Origin of the sequence: Donghicola tyrosinivorans (assembly GCF_003003355.1) — a bacterium.
Classification (GTDB): domain Bacteria; phylum Pseudomonadota; class Alphaproteobacteria; order Rhodobacterales; family Rhodobacteraceae; genus Donghicola; species Donghicola tyrosinivorans.
Map to the genome: position 1 here is coordinate 199,577 of NZ_PVTQ01000005.1, position 16,023 is coordinate 215,599.

Sequence of the window (16,023 nt, forward strand, 5' to 3'; positions counted from 1 at the left end):
GTGTGTTTCTTTTTGTGCAGCAACCGACGACCCGCCCTTGCGGCTTCGGAACTACCCCAAAAGGTTGAACGCGAAAATCCGCCTTCGCAGGAAACCGGACTTGCTCTTGTTTCCGCTATCGGTCTTAGAATCACTCTGTGGATAACTCGGGCGACCACGAAGCGCCCAGTAAACCTGCCCCCTTGCCCCGTGTTAATTTTGTCGCGTCTCGTCAGCTGAAATGACCGTCCGCACCCTTGCGGTGGCTGAATTCATGTAAGTGGACAGGTCATGGTTAAGGTTCAGAAATCCCGAGGATTTCTTGCAAAATTGCGATGCAAAACTCACAAACCTGTGACATGTTACGATAGTTTCACAATTTGCCTGCATATCATGCACAAAACTTCGGTGATGCACTTAATGGTTGCATTTCATTAACCATGTTGCCTTGATCGAAGGGCTTACACACCTGTACGTATTGTTGCCATTTGAAAAACGATTGATGAGACCGACATTCTTTCAATTCACCTATAGCGCGAACCTGCCGCTCAGCTTGCGGACAGCAAGTGTCCAGACTTCTTTTTACAACTAACAGTTTCCGGAGCCATCCGGACCACAAGGCTTGCCCGATCATGCAATTGCGAAAAACTCTTCTTCTTGGCCTTCTGGCCTGTGCTTCCCTGACGCCCGTCGCGGCCGTTGCCCAAGCCACCAAGACCTTTGCCACCAGTGAACCTTATGGCCTGCTGTCCGGCAGCCAGTTGCCTGATCGCGGATTGGCAACTTTGGTCTTTGAACATCTGTTCAAGGCGGCAGGCATCCCTGCAGATGTCATTTTCACTGCCCAATGGAGCGATGCCGAAGGCGGTGCCCGCAGCAATGAATTCACCGGCGCTTTCCCCTATTACTATACCATCGAGCGCACGCTGGACTTTCAATACTCGGATGCAGTTCTGGCCGTGGGTGAACGGGTTTACACCAGCGGCGAACAGCTGACCTCGCTGGACGGGCTGAAGGGCGAAACCCTGTGCTATCCTGCAGGCTACGACTTTGCCACCTCGCTGCGTCTGCGTGAGGAACAGGGCGAATTCACCCGCATCAGCGCCCCCGATATGAACGCCTGTTTCCAGTCGCTGGTCGACGGAGAGGTCTTCGCGGTTCTCTCGGACCAGAGCGAAGCAGCCTTTGTCATGAACTTTGCCGATTTCGACATCAGCACGGTCCGCGAAAGTGCCTTTGACATCGCACAGCGTACCCTGCACCTGATCGTGTCGCACAAAGAGGCCGGTGGCGCCGAGATGCTAGAGGCTTTCAACACCGCATTGGAAGCCGCCCGCGCCGATGGCAGCCTTGATCGTCTGGTGCGCGAGCGTATCGACATCAGCATCATCCCCGACCGCTCGGATGACTTCCGCACCCGCGCCGCGGTCGAGGCCCGCCTGCGTCTGAACGACGGCACCTATCAGACCGGTCGCATCGTCGAAATCGACACCGGCAAGTACGAGGTCGCGACGAAATACGGCCCCGTCATCTACCCGCTGACCTTCATCGCAGAACTCTGCCCCGTCGAAGGTTGCGCCGGTGAAGTCGCCGCTGCTGCCCCCGCAGAAGTCGCAGAAGCCCCTGTTGAAGCGCCCGCCGAAGAACAGACCGATGTGGTCGCCGCTCTGGTCGAGCCCGAACCCGCACCGACCGCGCTGCGTCTGGCAGGCTCGAACACCATCGGTGCAGGTCTGGCACCCGCGATGCTGCAAGGTTGGCTAGGCGCTAAGGGCATGGGCGCCCCCGCATGGCAATTGGGCGAGCCGAATGAACGCGCCGCCGCGCTGGACGCTGCCCTGCCCGGTGGTCGTTCGGAAATCACGCTGGCCGCGCACGGCAGCTCGACCGGTTTCAAAGCTCTGCTGGCCGGTGACAGCGATATCGCCATGGCCTCGCGCCCCATCAAACCCTCCGAGCAGGTGGCGATGGCCGACAAGGGCCTTGGCGATCCGCTGGCAGAAGGCGCGAATGGCGAGCATATCGTTGCGCTGGACGGCATCGCGATCATCGTCCATCCCGAAAACCCCCTGCGCGAGCTGACCATGGTTCAGGTGCAGCAGATCTTCTCGGGTCAGATCAACAACTGGGCACAGGTTGGTGGCCCGAACGCGCCTATCACCATCTATGCCCGCGACGATGCCTCAGGCACCTTCGACACTTTCCAGAGCCTTGCGCTTGGCGAGACCCAGCTGGCCAGCGCCGCGCAGCGCTTTGAATCGAACGCGAACCTGTCGGACGCAGTGCGCGGCGATGTGAACGCCATCGGCTTTACCGGCCTTGGCTATGTACGCAACAGCAAGCCGCTGGCCCTGCGGGTCTGTGACGCCGTCCACCAGCCCACCCCCTTTGCGGTGAAGACCGAAGAATACCCGTTGGCCCGTCGCCTTTACATGTACACCGCGCCGAACAAGACCGACGCGGACACCGAGGACTTCCTGCAATACGCCAGCACCGACGGTCAGGCGATCGTTGCCAGCGAGGGCTTTGTGGACCTGAACCTGGACGTGCGCGCCGGTTGGGACGCGGTAGATGCGCTGGCAAATATCCAGTTCATGCCCTTCCAGGACGCGGCCACCCTGCGGGACTACATGCTGAATATCCGCGACAAGCAGCGTCTTAGCGCGACCTTCCATTTCATTTCCGGCAAATCCAATCTGGACGCCCGTTCCGAAGATGACTTGGAACGTCTGGTCGCGTGGATGAAGCAGCCCGAAAACGCGAGCCGCAAAGTTCTGTTGGTGGGTTTCGCCGATAACACCGGCGGCTATGAGGCCAACCGTAATATCGCCCAAGCCCGTGCGCAGCAGGTCGCAGACCAACTGAACCTGCTGGTTCCCGGCAATGCGGGCATTCAGGTGACCTCGGGCAGCGAAGAGGCGCCTGTCGCCTGTAACGATCCTAGCGGCTACGACAAGAACCGCCGCGTCGAAGTATGGGTGACCCAATGATCCGCATGCAAAACCCCCGCACGGCTGGCGCTTGGGCGCTGGCGGCGGCCCTCCTGATGGGCGCGGCCCCCATCGCCGCCCACAGTCAACAAACTGATCCGGCGGGGGCCGCCGGATCGAACGCTCTGGCCGCACCTGCCAGCCCCGCCGCACCAGCGGCAAACGGGACGGCTGCCAACGGCGATCTGGGGTTCAGCGACAATGCCGTCGCGCGGGGCACGGCTATCATGCCTGTGGGCGTGAATGCCGATGCCTCGCCTCGCAAACCGCTGGACCCCGCCACCTGCGAAGCGCCCTTGTCCCATCGGTTCGACAAAACCGCAGAGGGCGTCCAGTTGGTTTTCAGCCCCGTGTGCGACAAGGCTCGCGTGACACTGAAGGCCGCCGACGGTGGCATGACCCGCCCGAACGCTCAGATCGTGGACAACGCCCTGCGCGTGGACATGCCGTGCGGACGCCAATTCACCCACGCCAATGTGATCATCGGCTTCTCGCCCCTGAACATCCATCTGGAGCGGGTGGAAAACCCCTGCGGCGCGGCGGACACCCGTATTGCCTCGGTCGTGCCCCTGCGCCCCGATGTTCCCGAAGTCGCCGCCAGCGGCTGCGCGGCCAGCTTCATACCGCAAGTGGCGGGCGGCATCCTGACCGCGGGATTCACCGGCTGCACCACTGGCGAAAAACTGTCGCTGACCTACCAGAACACCGCGTTCTCGGCTCTGGCGGACGCGTCCGGCAACGCCTCGGTTCAGGTTCCCTTGATGGAGGCGGATGCCACAATCACCGCCCCTGACGGCACCGAACACAGCGTGCGCTGGCCGGAAGCTGCCAGCACCCTGCGCCTTGCACTGGTCTGGGAACAGCCAGTGGATATGGACCTGCATGTCCTGACCCCCGGTGCGCCTGCCTTTGACGGCATCCAGCCCGCCCATGCCAATGGCCGCACCCTTGGACAAGAGCGCGGCATGTCGGTCACCGACACTGGCGGCGAAGGCGTCAACTTTGAGGTCTTTGACAGCCCCCGCAACGGGGCGGCCACGGGTCTTGGGGCGGTCTATGTCTCGAACGTGTCGCGCGGCGAAATCCCAAGCGGTGCCTTCTGCGGCGACGGACTGCTGGCCGCATCGCGCTTTACCGTGATGATCGGCGGCGCGGAAAAGGCACAGGCGCAGGCTTTTGCTCTGGGCGGCGCGAAATGCGACACGCCCCTGAACGTCAGCCAGTACTACCGCCGGATCGAGGATATCCGCCCGTTCTGGTAAGCGCCAAAATCACGTAAACAGCAAAGCCGCGCCCTTCGGGTGCGGCTTTTCCTTTTGGGAACAGTGCGATACGCCAGACTTATTGCGTCAGGGCCGCCGCGAACATCCGCGCCAGACAATCACGGCGCTGCACGTAGTCCTCATAGCAGGTCGCCTCTTTCTTCTGGCCTACCAATGCAGCCAGTATCGTGTGGGCCATTACATCGGGCGGGCAGCCGTCACACCGCATCCGCTGATCCTCGACACCTGCGGAAATCCAACCGGCGATCACTTGGGTCATCCGGTCCGAGAACTGCTCGAACAATTCGGTGCCTATGGCAAACCCTGCGTCCATCAACTCGGCCCCGTGAGGCGAGTCGAAAAGCTGCGCCATCACCGGCCCGTCTTTGGCCACAAAGGCTGCGTGCAATTGGCCATGGACCGAACCAGAGCCGGTCATCGCCGCCTTGATGCCCTCTGCCGCCGAGGACAGATAGCCCGAGACGATGGCCTGAAAGATCGCCTCTTTGTTCTTGTAATGCAGGTAAAGCGCCGACCGCGACATCCCTGCCCCGTTCGCAATATCCTCCATCGAGGTACGTCGGTACCCATAGCTTGCAAAGGCAGCAATCGCAGCATCAAGGATTTGCATTTCGCGAATGGGTGGCGTGGGATCAGAGTGTTTCATGAACCTCAGATTGCACGACCTCTCAATTCTGTCAATTGACACGCTGACATTTTGGATACACTTTGTCACAAAGTTCATTCCAGCCCCTTCATTGTGCCAGAATCGAGAGACCAAGATGACAACCACCCTGATTGTAAATGGCACCCGCCATGAGATTGACCTGCCGCCCGACGTGCCTTTGCTGTGGGTGCTACGGGATGAAATTGGCCTGACCGGCACCAAATTCGGCTGCGGCGTTGCGGCCTGCGGCGCGTGCACCGTGCATATTGATGGCGTGGCGCAGCGCAGCTGTCAGGTGGCGCTGGGGGATGTGAATGGGCCTGTGACCACTATCGACACCTCGCGCCCCGAACCGGCTCTGGCGGCGCTGCAAGCGGCGTGGGTCGATCATCAGGTGGCCCAGTGCGGCTACTGCCAGTCCGGCCAGATCATGCAGGCGGCAGACCTTCTGGCCACCACGCCCTACCCGACTGACGCCCAGATTGATGAGGCCATGCAAGGCAACCTTTGCCGCTGCGGCACCTATCCCCGCATCCGCGCCGCGATCCATGACGCGGCCACCAAATTGGGAGAAGCCTGATGGGTATCGGAAAAACAACCCGCCGCGCCTTTCTGATCGGCTCTGCCGCGATTGTCGGCGGCATCGCCATCGGGGGCTATGTGGTCAGCCGACCCGCGCCAAACCCGCTACACCCTGAGGAAGGCGCGACCCTGAACCCCTTTGTGCTGATCGACCAGCGCGGCGTCACCATCATCACCCCCCGCGCCGAGATGGGCCAAGGTGTCCATTCCATGCTGGCCATGCTGGTCGCCGAAGAGATGGATCTGGACTGGCAGGACATCCGCATCGAACACGGCCCGCCCGCCAAAGCCTATTACAACAGCGCATTGCTCAAGAACGCCCTGCCGATCCACGCCTATGCGGCCTCGGACCTGCAAAACACCATCCGTGATGTGGTAGGCCATGCAGGCAAGCTGCTGAACCTTCAGGTGACCGGTGGTTCGACCAGCACCGTGGATGCTTGGGACCGTTTCCGTATGGCTGGCGCGACGGCGCGTGAGGCGTTGAAAGAGGCGGCGGCCAAGCAGCTTGGGGTAAGCGCATCGGACCTCAAAACCGAAAACGGCGCGGTGATTGCGCCCGATGCCACTCGCCTGCCCTACACCGATCTGGCGGTCGCCGCGGCAGAGGTCTCGCCCGCCAAGCCTGCGCTGCGCACCCCTGACCAGTGGCGCTATATCGGCAAATCGGTGCCGCGTCTGGATCAACCAGCCAAGGCCAATGGCTCGGCCCGGTTCGGGATCGACACCAAGCTGGACGGGATGCGTTTTGCCACCGTGCGGATCAATCCGCGCCTTGGAGGCAAGATGACCTCATACGATGACAGCGCCGCTGCCAAGATGGCTGGCGTGGAAAAGATCATCCCGCTTGAGGACGGCATCGCCGTCGTGGCCAGCAACACTTGGCTGGCATTCCAAGCCGCCGATGCGGTGCAGATCACGTGGGAGGACGCCACCTTCCCGCCCCAGCAGGACCAGATCTGGCAGGGGCTTGAAGCCGCGTTCGACACCGACGCCAACGCCACGGGCCGCGAAGATGGTGACGTGGACAGCCTGCCCGCAGGCGCAACCGTGCTAGAGGCCGAATACCGCGCCCCCTTCCTTGCCCACGCAGCGATGGAGCCGATGAACGCCACGGCCATCTACAAGGACGGCACTCTGGTGATTTGGGTCGGCCATCAGGCACCGATCGCGGCACGAGACATGGCCGCAGCGGCGATCGGCATCGACAGCGAGAAAGTCACCATCCACACCACCATCATGGGCGGCGCCTTCGGGCGGCGCGGTGAGATTGACGTGCCAGTCTATGCCGCCAAGATCGCAGCGGCCATGCCAGGTGTGCCGGTCAAGATGACATGGACCCGCGAAGAAGACATGCGCCATGACTTCTACCGCCCCGCCACCATCGCCCGCTATCGCGGTGCAGTGCAGGACGGCAAAGCGGTGATGGTCGACGGCAAGATCGCAGGGATTTCCTGCGCCCATCAAGCGATGGCGCGGATGACCGGCATTGCGATGGGTGGCCCTGACACCGCCATGCTGGAAGGTGCCGCCGACCAACCCTACGCCATTCCGAATTACCGCATCCGTGGCTACCTGTCGGATATGTCGGTGCCCGTGGGGTTCTGGCGCTCGGTCGGGGCCAGCCACAACGGGTTCCAGTTCGACTGCTTTCTGGATGAGATGGCCCAAGCCGCGGGCACTGACCCGCTAGAGTTCCGACTGGCGATGGCCCGAGAAGAGCACGCTCCCTCAGCCCGCGTGATCGAGACTGTACGCGATATGTCAGGCTGGACCGGCAAAACGCCCGATGGCGTCGGGCGCGGCGTGGCCTTCTGCATGTCCTTCGGCACTCCGGTCGCGCAGGTCATCGAAGTACGCGATGAGAGCGGGTTGATCCGCATCAGCAACGCATGGATCGCCTGTGACCCGGGCATCGCCCTTGATCCGCGCAACATCGAAGCGCAAATGAGCGGCGGTCTGATCTATGGGCTCTCGGCCGCGATCATGGGCGAAATCACCTTCGACGGGGGCGAAGTGGATCAGTGGAACTTCCCCGACTACGACGCCGTGCGGATGCACAATGTGCCGCAAATCGCGGTGCAGATCGTCGAAGCCGGTGGCCGTATCGCTGGCGTGGGTGAGCCCGGAACGCCTCCTGCGGCGGCGGCGCTGGCAAACGCTCTGTTCGATCTGACCGGCAAGCGGGTGCGCGAATTGCCCCTGAACAAGCACTTCGACTTTGTCTGAAAACTTGGTCTGAGACATAAAAAAGGGCGCCTCACATCGGGGCGCCCTTATCGCATTCTTGGCCGTGAAATCAGCGGATCACAGACCCAACGACTTGCGCAGCATGTTGCCCGCAACCACAAGAAGGAAGAAGGCAAAGACGCGCTTCAGCGGTTTGGGGTCCATTGCGTGGGCCAGCTTCACCCCAAGCGGCGCAGTGAACAGGGTCATGCAAACCACGATGGCAAAGGCACCAAAGTTCACCGCCCCGAAGGTAAAGGGCGGACGCACGGCCTCAGTGATCGGGACAAACAGGAAGGCGACCACCGAAGGCACCGCGATCAGCGCACCAAAGCCTGCCGCGGTTGCCACCGCCCGATGGATCGGCACACCGAACAGAGTCATCAGGGGCACGCCGAAGCTGCCCCCACCAATGCCCATCAGCACCGACAGAAAGCCCACCATCGGCGACAACGTCGCGCGGATGACGCCCGTGGGCATCGTCTCGCCAATGCGCCACGTGTTTTTACCGAAGGCCATATAAAGGCCGATGAACAGGCCCAAGACGCCGAAAATCCCCTGCAACACGCTAGAGCGCAGTTGCGCCACGGCCATCACACCGATGATCGCGCCCACGGCAATGCCCGGCGCCCATGTCTTGAGGATCGACCATTCCACTGCGCCCTTCTTGTTGTGGCTGGCCACCGAACGGGCCGAGGTCACAATAATCGTCGCCAGCGAGGTCGCCAGACAGATACGCATTAACTCGGGGCTGTCATAGCCAAGACCCGCGAAGGCGTAATAGAAGGCAGGCACCAGCACGATGCCGCCGCCAACGCCCAGAAGCCCCGCCAAAACGCCAGCAAAACCGCCGATCACCATCAGCAGCGCCACCATCGAGAAAATCAAACCGGCATCCATATGCGCCCCTCCCGTTTTCTTTGGCTAACGGGTAGCGGTCCCATTGCTGTGGCGCAAGCGGTGACCGCGCGGCTTTCCATCAGGCGGATGCAAAGACCCGTTTTGCAGCCTCTTCCACCGTATGGACGCCTGCATCGGCTGCGGGGGCGTTCTCGGACAGGTAGCGGCGCCACTGGCGGGCCCCAGGAACGCCCGCGAAAAGACCCAGCATGTGGCGGGTGATCTGGTGCAGCTTGCCGCCGCTTTCCAGATGACAGGCGATATAGGGCAGCATCCGATCAATCACCTCGGCACGGTCGGGCGCGGTTTGGCCAAAGATCTCGGCCTCTGCCAATGCAAGCACATCATAGGGCTGGTGATAGGCCGCACGGCCGATCATCACCCCGTCCAGACCTTGATCCAGAAAGGGCTTCGCCGCAGCAATCGTATCAATCCCGCCGTTGATACTGATCATCAGATCGGGGAACTGCTGCTTCATTTGCAGCACCAAAGGATAATCGAGAGGCGGAATATCGCGGTTCTCTTTCGGGCTCAGCCCCTGAAGCCACGCCTTGCGCGCGTGAATGATGAACTCGGTCACGCCAGCGGCGCGGACGGTCTCAATAAAGGCGGGCAGCACGTCGTGGGGTTCTTGTTCATCCACGCCGATGCGGCATTTCACGGTCACAGGCACCGCGCAATCCGCCTGCATTTCCGCCACACATTCCGCCACCAATTCGGGCTTCGTCATCAGTACCGCGCCAAAACAGCCCGACTGAACCCGATCCGAGGGGCACCCCACATTCAGGTTGATCTGGTCATAGCCATGCTCTGCCCCGATCCGCGCCGCCTGCCGCAACTCGGCAGGATCAGAGCCACCAAGCTGCAAGACCACCGGATGCTCGGCGGTGTCATAGTCCAACAGATGCAGCGCACCACCCCGCACCAGCGCAGGCGCGGTGACCATTTCCGTGTAAAGCAACGCGTTCTGGCTGATCTGCCGATGGAAGAAACGGCAGTGACGGTCGGTCCAATCCATCATGGGGGCGACCGATAGGCGGCGGGACGCGGCGACTTGCGCGGTGTCGATGGGCGGCACTGGGACTTCTCCGGCTGATGAAACGCCCCGAGGCAAAGCCGTCAAAGGGGCAGCGTTTGATGCGCCCCTTACACCAGAACCTTTGTGGCAAGCAAGGTTGACCCCGTTATGCAGGCACCGCGCCGGTCGAGGCGCGTTTCATCAGCGTCACCGGCAGGGTGCACAGGCCCTTATGTTCAGGGGCCGTCCCGTCAATCCGCGCCAGCAGCATTCGCGCTGCAGATCGCCCAAGGCCGATGCGGTCCTGCCGGATCGTGGTCAGGGATGGATTGGCGTAGGCGGCAATGGCGATATCGTCAAAACCCACGACCGAGACATCATTGGGCACCGACAGCCCCTGCTGCGCCAGCCCTGCCATCAGGCCAATCGCGATCTGGTCAGAGGCGCAAACCACAGCCGTCGGGCGCGGGCTTAGGGCGGCCAGCCATTCGGCGGCGGCAAAGCCCTCTTCCAGCGTGAAATCCTGGCCTTTGATCCGGTCATCAGGCAAGGAAAGACCCGCTTTGACCATAGCCTCTTGCACACCGGCAAGGCGCTCTGCTGTCAGGATATTTTCGCGGGGACCGGCCATGAACACAAAGTCCCGATGACCCAGTTCCAGCAGGTGTTCGACCGCAAGGCGGCCCCCTGCCCGATTGTCGCTGCGCACAGATGGGAAATTCGCATCGGGCATCCATTCACAGGCAAAGACCACGCGCTCGGCCACGTCGGGTTGCGACAACTCTTGCTGCGCGCAGGCTGGCAGGTTGCCATCCAGACATATCAACCCGTCCACCCGCGACGCATGCAGGTGCGCAAAGACAGACCGTCCCCCGCGATCACTGGCACGACTGTCGGCGACCAGCAGATCAACACCGGCCTGCTGCAATTCAAACTCGACGCCGGAAAGGATCGTGGAAAAGAACGGGTTGCCCAAATGCGGGACCACCGCCAATACCGCATCCGCCCGCTGACGGCGCAAAGACCTCGCATGACTGTTCACGCGGTAGCCGTGGGTCTGCACCGCCTCCATCACCGCCTTGCGGGCTTTTTCGCTGACGCGTTCGGGGTCTGACAACGCCCGACTGACCGTGGCGGTCGAGACGCCGGAGATCCGCGCGATATCCTTGATGCTGACTGACATGGGTCCTTCCTCTTCCTTGCCAAATTGACCCTCTGTCGCCCAAATGTAAAGGATTACATTTTTATATTGACCAAATGCTGCAGCTTGTGACACCCTTAGCGATGTAAACGATTACAACACGCAAAAGAGGAGTTTGCGGAATCGTTTGCGCAGCTTTGCGGCGCACCTTTGGGCGTCGCGTCAAACCGGGAGGAACCACTTATGAAGACACAGATCATGCGCCGCCTCATGGCGGGCGCAGCCGCCCTCGCTATGCCCATCGCAGCAAACGCCGCAGACCTTGAAGTCACCCATTGGTGGACCTCGGGCGGCGAAGCGAATGCCGTGCAGGAACTGGCGAAAGCCTTTGAAGCCAAGACCGACCACAAATGGGTGGACGGCGCGATTGCAGGCTCGGGCAACACCGCCCGCCCCGTCATCATCAGCCGCATTATCGGTGGTGACCCGATGGCCGCGACCCAGCTGAACCACGGCAAGCAGGCGCAGGAACTGATCGAGGCCGGTCTGATGCTGGACCTCACCGACATCGCAGAAGAAGGCAACTGGGCCGAGATCATCCAGCCCAAGTCCCTGCTGGACGCCTGCACCGTCGATGGCCGCGTGTACTGTGTGCCCCTGAACATCCACTCGATCCAATGGATGTGGACCTCGAACGCCGCGTTCGAGAAAGCCGGGATTGATCCCGTCAACAACTGGGAAGAACTGAAAGCCGCCGCACCCAAGCTGCGCGAAGCTGGTATTCTGCCGCTAGCCATGGGCGCGCAGGGTTGGCAAGAGGCCTATCTGGTCCACAACTTCCTGTCGGGCACCTCTGAGGACCTGTATTACGCGGTTTACCGCGACAAGGACGAAGACACTCTGAACAGCGATGCGGTCAAAGCTGTCTTCGAAGAACTGAACGCAGCCCGCGACATGTACGCCGGTGGCAATGTGCAGGACTGGAACCTTGCCACCGCAAAAGTGATCAACGGCGAAGCCGCCGCGCAGGTCATGGGCGATTGGGCGCAGGGCGAATTCGCACTGGCGGGCCAGAAAGCTGGCGAGGATTACAACTGTCTGATCGGCATGGGCGGCGAACCCAGCATCTCGACCGGCGGTGATGCCTTCTACTTCCCCCTGATCGACAACGCAGACACCACTGCCGCCCAGAAAGAGCTGGCAAAGGTACTGATCAGCCCCGAAAGCCAAGTGGCCTTCAACCTGAAAAAGGGCTCGCTGCCTGTCCGTGGTGACGTGGATCTGGCAGCCGCCGGTCCCTGCATGCAGAAGGGTCTGGAAACGCTGGCCGCTGGCAAGGTCATCACTGGCACCGACCAGCTGATCACCCCCGACGCCGTTGGTCAGATCCAGGATCTGATGGCCGAGTTCTTCGGCAGCGACATGAGCACCGAAGACGCCCACGCGGCCTTCGTCGAGATCATTCTGAACGACGAGTGATCCTCCCCCAAGGTCCGCTGCCGCTTATGGCGGCGGACCGACGGACACGATTTTCCGGAGACCTGCCATGTCTGTGACAGACCACGCCCGTGCGCCCGCCCGGCGGCCGCGGCGGCTGATATCGAACCCGATGGCCAAGATTGCCGCCCTCCCCATGATCATGACCGCTTTGGTCATCTTCATCGGCTGCTCTCTTTGGACGGTGGTGCACAGTTTCACCAAATCCAAGCTGCTGCCCAGCACCCAGTTTGTGGGCTTTGACCAATATGAACGCCTTTGGGGCACAAGGCGCTGGCTGGCCTCGGTCGAGAATATTGCGATCTACGGCGTGGTTGCGCTGGTGTTCTCGCTGGTATTGGGGTTCGTGATCGCGGCCCTGATGGACCAGAAGGTTCGCGCCGAAGGCGCCTTCCGGACAATCATCCTGTTTCCCTATTCCCTGTCGTTCATCGTCACCGGCCTTGTGTGGCAGTGGATCCTGAACCCAGATTTCGGCGTCCAAGGCATCGTACGTGGCTGGGGTTGGGAAAGCTTTACCTTCGACCCCCTGCACAACCCCGACACCGTGCTGGCAGCAATGCTAATGGCAGGTCTGTGGCAAGGCACCGGTCTGGTCGCGGTTATCCTGCTTGCTGCCCTGCGCGGCGTGGACGAAGACATCTGGAAGGCCAGCCGCGTGGACGGTGTGCCTGCGTGGAAGACCTATATCTTTGTGGTCATCCCGATCCTGCGCCCAGCCTTCATGACAGCGACCGTGCTGATCGCAACCGGCATCGTGAAGCTTTACGATCTGGTGGTGGCGCTGACCAACGGCGGCCCCGGCATCGCATCGGAGATGCCCGCCAAATACGTCTATGACGCCATGTTCAACAAACAGAACCTTGGGCAGGGATTTGCAGCCTCAACCATGATGCTGGTGTCGGTTCTGCTGATCCTCATTCCTTGGGCCATCTTTGAATTCGGAGGGAAAAAGCGTGGTTGATCTCTCGCAAACCTACACCGCCCCCCGCCGTCTGGCAGGTGCCGAGGGCGCCAAACCCAAACGCCGCCTGTCGGGCAACCGCATCATGATTTACGGCATCCTGTGCCTGATCAGCCTCTACTACATCCTTCCCCTGTGGGTGATGGTGATGACCTCGCTAAAGGGCATGCCTGAGGTGCGCGTCGGTAATATCTTTGCCCCACCCGTTGAGGTCACCTTCCAGCCGTGGATTAAAGCCTGGGCCGAGGCTTGCACCGGTCTGAACTGTGACGGTCTAAGCCGCGGCTTTTGGAACTCGGTCAAGATCACGGTGCCTTCGGTGATCCTGTCGATCATTGTGGCTTCGGTGAACGGCTATGCTCTGGTGAACTGGAAATTCAAAGGGTCCGAGATCTTCTTCGGCATCCTGCTGTTCGGGGCGTTCATTCCCTATCAGGTGATGATCTACCCCATCGTGATCATCCTGCGCGAACTGGGCCTGATGGGCGATGTCTGGGGTCTGGTGCTGGTCCATACGATCTTTGGCATGCCGATCCTAACCCTGTTGTTCCGTAACTACTTTGCGTCTCTACCGGAAGAGCTATTCAAAGCCGCCCGTGTGGATGGTGCAGGCTTCTGGGGAATCTTCTTTCGGGTTCTGGTCCCCATGTCCCTGCCGATCTTTACCGTCGCGATGATCCTACAGGTCACCGGCATCTGGAACGACTTTCTCTTTGGCGTCATCTACACCAAGCCCGAGGCCTACCCGATGACCGTTCAGCTGAACAACATCGTCAACTCGGTGCAGGGCGTGAAGGAATACAACGTCAACATGGCCGCCACCCTGATCACCGGCCTTGTCCCCCTGTCCATCTATCTGCTCTCTGGCAAGCTTTTCGTCCGCGGCATCGCAGCCGGCGCGGTGAAGGGCTGAGGAAAGGAACCCCTCTTATGCTTGACCAAACCCAAACCGCTCTGGACGGGATTTCAGTCTCGATCCGTGATCTGCAACTCAGTTTTGGCGCGGTGAACGTGCTGCAAGACCTGAACCTTGATATCGCCAAGGGTGAGTTTCTGGTGCTGCTTGGCGCCTCTGGCTGTGGCAAGTCTACCCTGCTGAACTGTATCGCGGGCCTCTTGGAGCCCACCGGCGGGCAGATCTTTATCGAAGGGCAGAACGTCACTTGGGCCGAACCGTCCGAACGGGGCATCGGTATGGTGTTCCAGTCCTATGCCCTCTACCCGCAGATGACCGTAAAAGGGAACCTCTCGTTCGGCCTAAAGAACGCCCGCGTTCCCAAGGACGAGATCGAGCGCCGCGTCACCCGTGCCGCTGAACTCTTGCACCTACAGCCCCTACTGGACCGCAAGCCCGCCGCTTTGTCGGGCGGTCAGCGCCAGCGGGTGGCCATCGGCCGTGCCTTGGTGCGGGACGTGGACGTGTTCCTCTTTGACGAGCCTCTGTCGAACCTAGACGCCAAACTGCGGGCCGAATTGCGGGTGGAACTCAAGCGTCTGCACCAGAGCCTTGCGAACACCATGATCTACGTTACCCATGACCAGATCGAAGCAATGACCCTTGCGGACCGCATCGCCATCATGCGCGGCGGTGTCATCCAGCAGCTTGCCCAGCCTCTGGAAATCTACAACCGCCCAGCGAACCTCTATGTGGCAGGCTTTATCGGCGCGCCGCCCATGAACTTTATCCGAGGCCGGATTGAAGGCAGCGAGTTTGTGGGCCCTGTCCGTATGCCTCTGACCGGCTACGGGTGGTCCGAAGGTCCTTGGACCAGCGGCGACACCGTCTTCGGCATTCGCCCCGAGCACGTGAAGATCGGCGATGACGCCCGCCACTGCGCCTGCCAGACCGAGGTCACCATTGAGGTGGTCGAGCCGATGGGCGCCGACACCCTGCTGTGGACGCGTATCGGCGGCGACGAATTCCGCATCCGTCTGGACGGACAAACCACTATTCACGAGGGGCAGACCTTGCCCATCGGTTTCGATATCGACTGTGCATCCCTGTTCGATGCCCAGAGCGAACAGCGTATTTAAGGAAAGCTCACCATGAAACTATCGTTGCAACTGTTCTCGGCCCGTAACTTCACGCCCTATACGGATGTCATCGCCCGTCTGGGAGACTATGGCTATGACGCCGCCGAGGGCTTTTTAGGCAACTTCGCCGAGGGTGATGAAACCCGCGCGGCGCTGGATGCCGCTGGCCTGACTATGCCCACGCTGCACGTTCCCCTGCAAATGCTGGAAGAGGATGCAGAAGGTGTGGCGAAACTGGCTGCAAAACTTGGGACAACGGCGGTTTACGCCCCGTGGATCGCCCCCGAACAGCGCGGCAAAACCAGCGCCGAATGGGAGGCGCTGGCCGACCGTCTGGCTGCCTGTCACGCGGCGATGGCCGAGTTCGGCATTCCCCTTGGCTGGCATAACCACGACTTTGAGATGGTGACACTGGCCGACGGCGGCGTGCCCATGGACATCCTGCTAACCCGCGCGCCCATGATCGATTGGGAGATGGACGTGGCTTGGGTGGTCCGTGGCGGTGCCGATCCTATCGCGTGGATCAACAAATACGGTGATCGCATCACCGCCGCCCACTTCAAGGACATCGCCCCCGCAGGCGAAAAGACCGATGAGGACGGTTGGGCCGATCCGGGCACCGGCACCGTGGACTGGCCCGCCATCCTGACCGCCCTGCGTGAAAAGACCCGCTGCGCCGTATTGGTGGCAGAACATGACAACCCCAGCGATCTGGACCGCTTTGCCAAGCAGGCCATCGCCCATTACCGGAGCCTCTGAG

Annotated in this window: 13 protein-coding genes; 9 read left to right on the forward strand and 4 right to left on the reverse strand. The window is 61.2% G+C overall.

The genetic code is table 11. From position 1 onward, the window contains the following. Window positions 1–611: 611 nt before the first annotated feature. Both CLV74_RS09690 and CLV74_RS09695 read left to right on the forward strand, forming a co-directional pair. Window positions 612–2,969 carry a substrate-binding domain-containing protein gene (locus CLV74_RS09690; RefSeq protein WP_106264033.1) on the forward strand — a complete coding sequence of 786 codons (2,358 nt, stop codon included), beginning with the start codon at window positions 612–614 and terminating at the stop codon, window positions 2,967–2,969. Further along, window positions 2,966–4,231, forward strand: coding sequence for a hypothetical protein (locus CLV74_RS09695; protein WP_106264034.1), 1,266 nt, complete (start codon window positions 2,966–2,968; stop codon window positions 4,229–4,231). The genes CLV74_RS09690 and CLV74_RS09695 overlap by 4 nt, the downstream gene beginning before the upstream one ends. Window positions 4,232–4,310: 79 nt before the next feature. Here the strand turns inward: CLV74_RS09695 and CLV74_RS23375 are convergent, their stop codons facing one another. Further along, complete coding sequence (locus tag CLV74_RS23375) at window positions 4,311–4,898, reverse strand: TetR/AcrR family transcriptional regulator (RefSeq protein ID WP_146134923.1); 588 nt, start codon at window positions 4,896–4,898, stop codon at window positions 4,311–4,313. Window positions 4,899–5,013: 115 nt separating this feature from the next. On the opposite strand from CLV74_RS23375, the gene CLV74_RS09705 reads away from it, so the two are divergent. Then, window positions 5,014–5,478: a (2Fe-2S)-binding protein gene (locus CLV74_RS09705; RefSeq protein ID WP_106264035.1), complete on the forward strand. Its 465-nt coding sequence runs from the start codon at window positions 5,014–5,016 to the stop codon at window positions 5,476–5,478. Further along, entirely contained in the window at window positions 5,475–7,709 is a 2,235-nt protein-coding gene (locus CLV74_RS09710; protein WP_425430975.1) for a xanthine dehydrogenase family protein molybdopterin-binding subunit, read from the forward strand. Before CLV74_RS09705 ends, CLV74_RS09710 begins: the two co-directional genes overlap by 4 nt. A 78-nt stretch (window positions 7,710–7,787) precedes the next feature. Here the strand turns inward: CLV74_RS09710 and CLV74_RS09715 are convergent, their stop codons facing one another. The 3 genes from CLV74_RS09715 to CLV74_RS09725 form a co-directional block, all read right to left on the reverse strand. Then, on the reverse strand, window positions 7,788–8,609 hold the full coding sequence (locus tag CLV74_RS09715) for a sulfite exporter TauE/SafE family protein (protein WP_106264037.1): 822 nt from the start codon (window positions 8,607–8,609) through the stop codon (window positions 7,788–7,790). Between the two features lie 79 nt (window positions 8,610–8,688). Beyond that, a complete protein-coding gene (gene dusA, locus CLV74_RS09720) occupies window positions 8,689–9,687 on the reverse strand; it encodes a tRNA dihydrouridine(20/20a) synthase DusA (protein WP_281260655.1) in 999 nt (332 codons plus the stop codon). A gap of 106 nt (window positions 9,688–9,793) precedes the next feature. Then, window positions 9,794–10,810, reverse strand: coding sequence for a LacI family DNA-binding transcriptional regulator (locus CLV74_RS09725; RefSeq protein ID WP_106264038.1), 1,017 nt, complete (start codon window positions 10,808–10,810; stop codon window positions 9,794–9,796). A gap of 201 nt (window positions 10,811–11,011) precedes the next feature. Between CLV74_RS09725 and CLV74_RS09730 the strand changes: the two genes are divergently transcribed. The 5 genes from CLV74_RS09730 to CLV74_RS09750 all read left to right on the forward strand — a co-directional run bounded on the left by CLV74_RS09730 (window position 11,012) and on the right by CLV74_RS09750 (window position 16,022). Further along, complete coding sequence (locus CLV74_RS09730; protein ID WP_106264039.1) at window positions 11,012–12,247, forward strand: ABC transporter substrate-binding protein; 1,236 nt, start codon at window positions 11,012–11,014, stop codon at window positions 12,245–12,247. Window positions 12,248–12,314: 67 nt separating this feature from the next. After that, a complete protein-coding gene (locus CLV74_RS09735; protein ID WP_106264040.1) occupies window positions 12,315–13,229 on the forward strand; it encodes a carbohydrate ABC transporter permease in 915 nt (304 codons plus the stop codon). Further along, entirely contained in the window at window positions 13,222–14,142 is a 921-nt protein-coding gene (locus CLV74_RS09740; protein ID WP_106264041.1) for a carbohydrate ABC transporter permease, read from the forward strand. Before CLV74_RS09735 ends, CLV74_RS09740 begins: the two co-directional genes overlap by 8 nt. Window positions 14,143–14,159: 17 nt before the next feature. Continuing rightward, window positions 14,160–15,263, forward strand: a complete 1,104-nt coding sequence (locus tag CLV74_RS09745; RefSeq protein ID WP_106264042.1) for an ABC transporter ATP-binding protein — start codon at window positions 14,160–14,162, stop codon at window positions 15,261–15,263. Between the two features lie 12 nt (window positions 15,264–15,275). Next, window positions 15,276–16,022, forward strand: coding sequence for a sugar phosphate isomerase/epimerase family protein (locus CLV74_RS09750; protein ID WP_106264043.1), 747 nt, complete (start codon window positions 15,276–15,278; stop codon window positions 16,020–16,022). Window position 16,023: the final 1 nt, after the last annotated feature.

Excerpts from the sequence above, each read along its gene's own strand:
- CLV74_RS09690 (WP_106264033.1), top strand. The coding sequence starts at position 612 with ATGCAATTGCGAAAAACTCTTCTTCTTGGCCTTCTGGCCTGTGCTTCC.
- CLV74_RS09695 (WP_106264034.1), top strand. The coding sequence starts at position 2,966 with ATGATCCGCATGCAAAACCCCCGCACGGCTGGCGCTTGGGCGCTGGCG.
- CLV74_RS23375 (WP_146134923.1), bottom strand. The coding sequence starts at position 4,898 with ATGAAACACTCTGATCCCACGCCACCCATTCGCGAAATGCAAATCCTT.
- CLV74_RS09705 (WP_106264035.1), top strand. The coding sequence starts at position 5,014 with ATGACAACCACCCTGATTGTAAATGGCACCCGCCATGAGATTGACCTG.
- CLV74_RS09715 (WP_106264037.1), bottom strand. The coding sequence starts at position 8,609 with ATGGATGCCGGTTTGATTTTCTCGATGGTGGCGCTGCTGATGGTGATC.
- CLV74_RS09725 (WP_106264038.1), bottom strand. The coding sequence starts at position 10,810 with ATGTCAGTCAGCATCAAGGATATCGCGCGGATCTCCGGCGTCTCGACC.
- CLV74_RS09730 (WP_106264039.1), top strand. The coding sequence starts at position 11,012 with ATGAAGACACAGATCATGCGCCGCCTCATGGCGGGCGCAGCCGCCCTC.
- CLV74_RS09735 (WP_106264040.1), top strand. The coding sequence starts at position 12,315 with ATGTCTGTGACAGACCACGCCCGTGCGCCCGCCCGGCGGCCGCGGCGG.
- CLV74_RS09745 (WP_106264042.1), top strand. The coding sequence starts at position 14,160 with ATGCTTGACCAAACCCAAACCGCTCTGGACGGGATTTCAGTCTCGATC.
- CLV74_RS09750 (WP_106264043.1), top strand. The coding sequence starts at position 15,276 with ATGAAACTATCGTTGCAACTGTTCTCGGCCCGTAACTTCACGCCCTAT.